The sequence below is a fragment of the Parabacteroides caeci genome (genome assembly GCF_023656795.1).
Lineage (GTDB): Bacteria > Bacteroidota > Bacteroidia > Bacteroidales > Tannerellaceae > Parabacteroides > Parabacteroides segnis.
This window is the reverse complement of the sequence record NZ_JAMOKT010000126.1, coordinates 1-5,731: the sequence shown is the minus strand read 5'-3', so window position 1 is coordinate 5,731 and position 5,731 is coordinate 1. Positions and strand designations below refer to the sequence as shown.

The following is a 5,731-nucleotide window of genomic DNA, read 5'->3' as shown; positions in this document are numbered from 1 at the left end:
TATTACTCTAATATATTGATTTTCAAGGAGAATATAAAATAAAACAATGAGATAATTAACTGAATTATAAATTTTTAAAACCTGAATCAGAAGCTGTTTTCAACTCCTGATTCGCATTAATAAAACTGTTATTTAAATTCTCTATAATATCTATTACCAGTAAGTCTGTTTAATACCAATGACTAGATTAAACGTTCCTTTTTTCTCGTCATTTTTTTTTTGATATTTTGTTTCGTAGAAAAAAGAAAGGGGGTTCATACTCAAATTCATATTATGTTGATAAGAAAGAAGATACATTCGTATTTTATTTTTATGCTTTTAGTTGCAATTTCAAAACTTATCCGTAAATTTGTGACGAGAAAAAAGGAACCTTTTTTTTAGTCACTCCCCAAATTCACATTATCCCTTATAATTCATAGTCTTGGTACATTATTTATGCCTTATTACCTAATGTTTTTCTAATTTAATCGTATATTAATAATGTACGCGAGTACATTATTAATATAGAAGTAAAAACAGTTATTATCTTTACTTTTAGGTGTTTCGGTTAATTTTCACCTATTTTTGCGGACACACGGATCGTGTTGTCATTTAGGTATGCAGATCCATGAAAGCGTTGGCACCAAGGTCAGAGGGGAACAGCCTCACATATCCTTTATATATCAAAGCATTCAGCTGAAAGATGAGTTATTCTTCCTGCAAACCGAGTAACCGGCTACGCCAATGACACCACCCGGTAAAAGTTGCCTGATTCGGTATGCTTGCGCTCAATGCCCAGTGCACAAAGTAGCTTGCCAAAGTTCCCGGCCGAGACCGAACGCATCGCCGACGGGTTGTGCTTCTTCAATTGTTGGTAAATCTCCGCCGCCGAAAGCAGTATCCCCTTCTCGCCATATCCGGCCGGACGGAAACAACTACGGAAGACCTCCTCCTCCACCGGATGCTTATAGAATGGTTCATTGGCCGACATGATCTCCGCTTCTTCCTCAGCGGTAAACCAATAACGCTCGCCTGCCTGCAATTCCGCTTTCAACTGCGCATAGAGTTGGCGGTAATCAAACGGCGAACAGTCAATCTTATCCTCCACCTCCACGCAAAGGAAACGGCGGCTGCCTGTCGGGTCGGTCAGCAATTCCTTCTGGTTAGATGTCGCGATAAAAGAGGCGACACGAGGCAAGGAACGGTAATTCTTCTGATGGGACTTGCGGATACATGGATCGACCACCTGCATCAGGTTCTTCAACAACGCCATTTTGCGGGGAGGATACTTGTCGAACTCATCCATGTTGATTAAGCCGAACTCCGTCAATTTGCGCTCCATGCCGGACTGGACCGTCAGGTCGAAACTATCCGTATAATACCGTTTTAACTCCGGGGGCAACAACAATTTGCAAAACGTTGACTTTTGCCTTCCTTGCATACGGCTGACCAACACCGGCGACACGCTGTTGGCATACAAGCGGTCTGTCCCCAGCCATTGCGCCGCCATCGCCAACATCCAGCGGTGGAACCCTTTCACCCACAACGGCGCAGCAGAGACACGGCGTGCCAACCCCTCGACCCGGTCTGTCTCGTCCCAGTCCGGCAATTCGTCCATATATAACCGGAACGGATGATATTCGGGCGTGCAATCCGACAATACATAACGCGATACATCCCTGTCCCAGCAATCAATCCCTTGCTTGCGCGCCTCTATACAAATACTGTTCAATTCGCGCTGCCCCACCGGACGAAAAGCAGCCGGAACGACTCCCTGTTTCCGATATTCCGTCTCTTCCGTCAACCGGTTGAAGCGAAAATCATACTGTTCATCCAAAAACTGTTCCAGACAACCCATCATCCGGGTTGTTTGCCGCAAAGAAGTATCCGTCCGAGGAGGCAAAGCCGCTTTTGACTTCAACGGTTCCTCCATCGACGCAATTCCCGTAACTTTACCATTACCTACAATAACCCACCCTGCCAACAGGCGGCAGCATTTTTCAATCCATTTTCTTAGCATATCCCAATCTGTTTTCATTGTTACACAATACAAATATAATGCAGGATATCAAGGTTTTACAAATCCCGTAACAACTATTTCCCAACAATTTCATCTACTAACAGCATGAGTAACAAGTGTTGTTTATGCCACTAAGTACTAATGCCTACGATACAATATTTTTATCGCCTCACAGCTGTGAGACGATAACATCACAACTGTGATACAATAGATCCACACGTGTGATCCAACCGCTTCACAATTGTGAGGCGATAAAGAAATAGGCATATAAATAAGAATTATCTACCTTAAAAGCAATACTATTCCGGCAGAATGCAACTACACCCCAAATCCCATTCTTTGAAGGTTACAACCGTAAACCATGCCAACCTTTTCCATACCCCCAAAAAGACAAATCAGCCACCTTTCAGCCCGAAAGATTGTTTTACAAGGCTGAAAGATGGCTGAAACCTGAAACGTGATTTATAAATTCTTCAAGAAATGTCCATTACGACCTATTTTTTCTCGAAAAAAGCATCGAACGCATGTCCCGAAGGTAGGAAATCCACCTGCTTAACAAACTGGCAAGATTCACGCGCTCCATGTTCACGGTCCATCGCGCTGTCTTCCCACTCAACGGACAACGGGCCTTGATAGTTTATATCATTCAACGCACGGATAATTTCTTCGAAACAAATCCGTCCGCGTCCCATACTGCGGAAATTCCAGAAACGGCGGGAATCGCCGAAAGTAGAATGGCCACCGAACACACCAATCTGCTTAGGAGTATCACTCCAATATACATCTTTCATATGTACGTGGAAAATGCGGTCGGAGAACTGATAAATGAAATCCACATAATCTACCCCCTGATATCCCATATGACTCGGATCGTAATTAAAACCGAATGCCGGATGATTATTCAGCGCATCGAGCGCTTTACGGGCAGAATAAGTATCGAATGCTATTTCCGTCGGATGCACCTCCAGACCATAACGGATACCTAACTTCTGATATTCATCCATGATCGGGATAAAACGACGGGCGAAATCGGCATAACCATCTTCAATCATCTGATCTGTAACGGGAGGGAAAGAATAAAGCCAATGCCAGATAGGACTACCGGTAAATCCGGCAACCGTATCGATACCTAAGGCTTTTGCTGCACGTGCCGTCTGCACCATATACTCGGCTGCACGCTGACGCACACCTTCCGGTTCACCGTCGCCCCAGATACAATCAGGCAGAACCGCCTTATGCCGCTGGTCGATAGTATCGCAAACCGCCTGACTGATCAGATGGATAGAGATACAATAAAGTTGCAGGTCATATTTGGCAAGCAATTCTTTTATGCCGTCATAATAGGCCTGATCCGTTCGCCGGACATCCAGATGGTTGGGTAAACCCAGTTCCAATCCGTCATATCCGAATGCTTTCGCTTTTTCACAAACTGTTTCAAGGGGTAAATTCCCCCATTGAAGGGTACATAATGTTACTGGACGTGCCATTTCTTTTAATTTTAAGGTTATTACATTGAGTCTGTTTCTACAAAAATAAAAAAATCTCTTATCAAGTATGCTTATTTCAAAAAAAATCACTTCCTTTGTATAATTATTAACAAAACAAAAAAGCGACTATGAAAAAGAGCGTATTTTATGCACTTGCTTGTGCACTTTGTTTTACAGGTTGTAACAATGAAAATCCTGTTGAATCCCCAGTAACAAACACGAATGGTGAATTATCTCCTATTCAATTTGGCGTAACACTGAAAAAAGACGTTATCGATTTCCCGACTACGCGTTCCATGCCTCCCCTTGACATTTCAGAACCAACCGTTTCCAAATCTGAAACAAATCCTGACGATTCGGCTGTTACAGACATTCAGGATTTATGTGCCCGAATTGAATATATCGTTTACAAAAAAGAAGAAGACATACCTGTTTTCTTCAAGCACAAACAGTACACACCTAGCGACATGGACTTTGGCATCGTGTATGACACATTACCTCATGGAGATTATCAATTCTATTTTCTAGCTCATTCGTCGGAAAACACGACACTATCTGGCTCCAGTTTGTCATTCGACGAAATATCCGACACATTTTACAGTTCCTTGGCCCAAACAATCGCCCCGGCTGAAATCATCTCCGAAGATATCACACTGAACCGTATCGTCAGTAAAATAGAACTAAAAGCGACCGACTCTATCCCGACCGAATTAAAAAGATTCGATATGACTGTAACGGGAAGATCAAAGGAACTGGACCTGACCGACGGGAAAGGCACTGCCAATACGACACCTCACCTATTCTCATATACTTTCACGACTGAAGACATAGGGAAAAAGGATAATATTCATTCATTTTACACCTTTTTACCTCCCGAGCAAGGAAAACTGGAAATCCACACGGAAGCATTCGCCACAAACGAAGAGTTAATTAGAGAGCGAGTGGTTAAAAACATACAACCCCAAATGAACAAAATAATCCGGTATTCAGGACGTTTATATAGCAAATCGGAATCGGATGACACATTTATGTTATCCATATTTAATAACGGAGCCTGGTCGGATACGACAACCGTTAATCTCCCTGAATACGATTAAAAAACAAGAAGCTGTATCAAAATTTCATTTTGATACAGCTTCTTGTCAATAAATCAAACAATACATAACCCTTTTGTACCCCCGAGCAGAATCGAACTGCTATCTAATGTTTAGGAAACATCTATTCTATCCGTTGAACTACAGGGGCAACTTTATATAAAGTGGGGGCAAAAGTATAATCTTTTCTGCAAACTGGCAAGTATTCAGGCAGTAATCTGATCAATCAAAGAGACTTTGCATCACGGAGAGGGATTTTATCTCCGGGAAGTCGGGCAGATGCAGGCGATAATATTCAACGATACGGTTGATAACTCCGACCCTGTCCTGACGGGAAAAAGAATACAACGACATATTCTCAAAGCTAATTTTCAAGAGGCGGGCAAAGACCTGACTCTCTTCCCGGTTCAGATAATGCCGGTGCATAGGAATGCGATCCACAAAGACACCGTTCTGCATATCGAAATAACAACCCGTCGAATACGAATCGGCATTCGGATAAATCCCCATATAATGAAGCAGGCGGAGCAGGAACACCAGATGGAAATTTGCCACTCCCTTATCGGCATACTCCAACAAGTGGATGGATTCATATAAATAATCGAACAGCCGCTGGTCAGGCTCCGTATCCTTTACCACCCGGAACAATACTTCCGCCAGGAAAAGCGCCAGCACATTCTTGACCGGATTACAAAAAACTTCAGTCAACGGATAACACAACTTCGTCTCACGAATCCGGTGCAGGTCACGCTTATTCAGATGCTCCACCTCCATCTCTAAAACCGAAAGGGGCATAAACAGCGCTCTGGAAACAGGCGACTTCTTTCCACGGCTGCGCGCCACCAGATAAGAAGTACGACCGAACGCCTCCGTATACATATATATAATAGAGTACTTATCGTTATAGGGGATGGCATGCAGGACGATCCCGCGTGTTTTACATAACATATCTTCCGTTCTTTATCGGATACAAAGATACAAAACAACAAACTATTTACGATATTTGCAGGTTATAATACTATAAATACCATTACTGTCCCGTAAAAGTGGATAAATAGTTCTTTGAAATAATTGAAATATAGTCTATTAGATACTACTTTTTAGGCGCGACGATTTGAAATCATACCTTTGAGGTCAATTAAGGTGACCTC

General features: G+C 42.7%; 4 protein-coding genes and 1 tRNA gene. 1 reads left to right on the top strand and 4 read right to left on the bottom strand.

Annotated features, from left to right (window positions below; translation table 11 throughout):
* Positions 1–715: 715 nt before the first annotated feature.
* Together NBH15_RS28840 and NBH15_RS28835 are read right to left on the bottom strand one after the other, a co-directional pair.
* Positions 716–1,999 carry a DUF3874 domain-containing protein gene (locus NBH15_RS28840; RefSeq protein WP_250824184.1) on the bottom strand — a complete coding sequence of 428 codons (1,284 nt, stop codon included), beginning with the start codon at positions 1,997–1,999 and terminating at the stop codon, positions 716–718.
* Positions 2,000–2,493: 494 nt separating this feature from the next.
* Complete coding sequence (locus tag NBH15_RS28835) at positions 2,494–3,486, bottom strand: sugar phosphate isomerase/epimerase family protein (RefSeq protein ID WP_250824183.1); 993 nt, start codon at positions 3,484–3,486, stop codon at positions 2,494–2,496.
* Between the two features lie 128 nt (positions 3,487–3,614).
* On the opposite strand from NBH15_RS28835, the gene NBH15_RS28830 reads away from it, so the two are divergent.
* Positions 3,615–4,583 carry a hypothetical protein gene (locus tag NBH15_RS28830; protein WP_250824182.1) on the top strand — a complete coding sequence of 323 codons (969 nt, stop codon included), beginning with the start codon at positions 3,615–3,617 and terminating at the stop codon, positions 4,581–4,583.
* A gap of 76 nt (positions 4,584–4,659) precedes the next feature.
* On the opposite strand, the gene NBH15_RS28825 is transcribed toward NBH15_RS28830, so the two are convergent.
* Both NBH15_RS28825 and recO read right to left on the bottom strand, forming a co-directional pair.
* Positions 4,660–4,731, bottom strand: a tRNA-Arg gene (locus NBH15_RS28825).
* Positions 4,732–4,802: 71 nt separating this feature from the next.
* Positions 4,803–5,528, bottom strand: a complete 726-nt coding sequence (gene recO, locus NBH15_RS28820; RefSeq protein ID WP_007655187.1) for a DNA repair protein RecO — start codon at positions 5,526–5,528, stop codon at positions 4,803–4,805.
* Positions 5,529–5,731 lie beyond the last annotated feature (203 nt).

What these genes read in the sequence shown, in the direction of transcription:
- NBH15_RS28840 (WP_250824184.1), bottom strand. Translation starts at nt 1,999, where the DNA reads ATGCTAAGAAAATGGATTGAAAAATGCTGCCGCCTGTTGGCAGGGTGG.
- NBH15_RS28835 (WP_250824183.1), bottom strand. Translation starts at nt 3,486, where the DNA reads ATGGCACGTCCAGTAACATTATGTACCCTTCAATGGGGGAATTTACCC.
- NBH15_RS28830 (WP_250824182.1), top strand. Translation starts at nt 3,615, where the DNA reads ATGAAAAAGAGCGTATTTTATGCACTTGCTTGTGCACTTTGTTTTACA.
- recO (WP_007655187.1), bottom strand. Translation starts at nt 5,528, where the DNA reads ATGTTATGTAAAACACGCGGGATCGTCCTGCATGCCATCCCCTATAAC.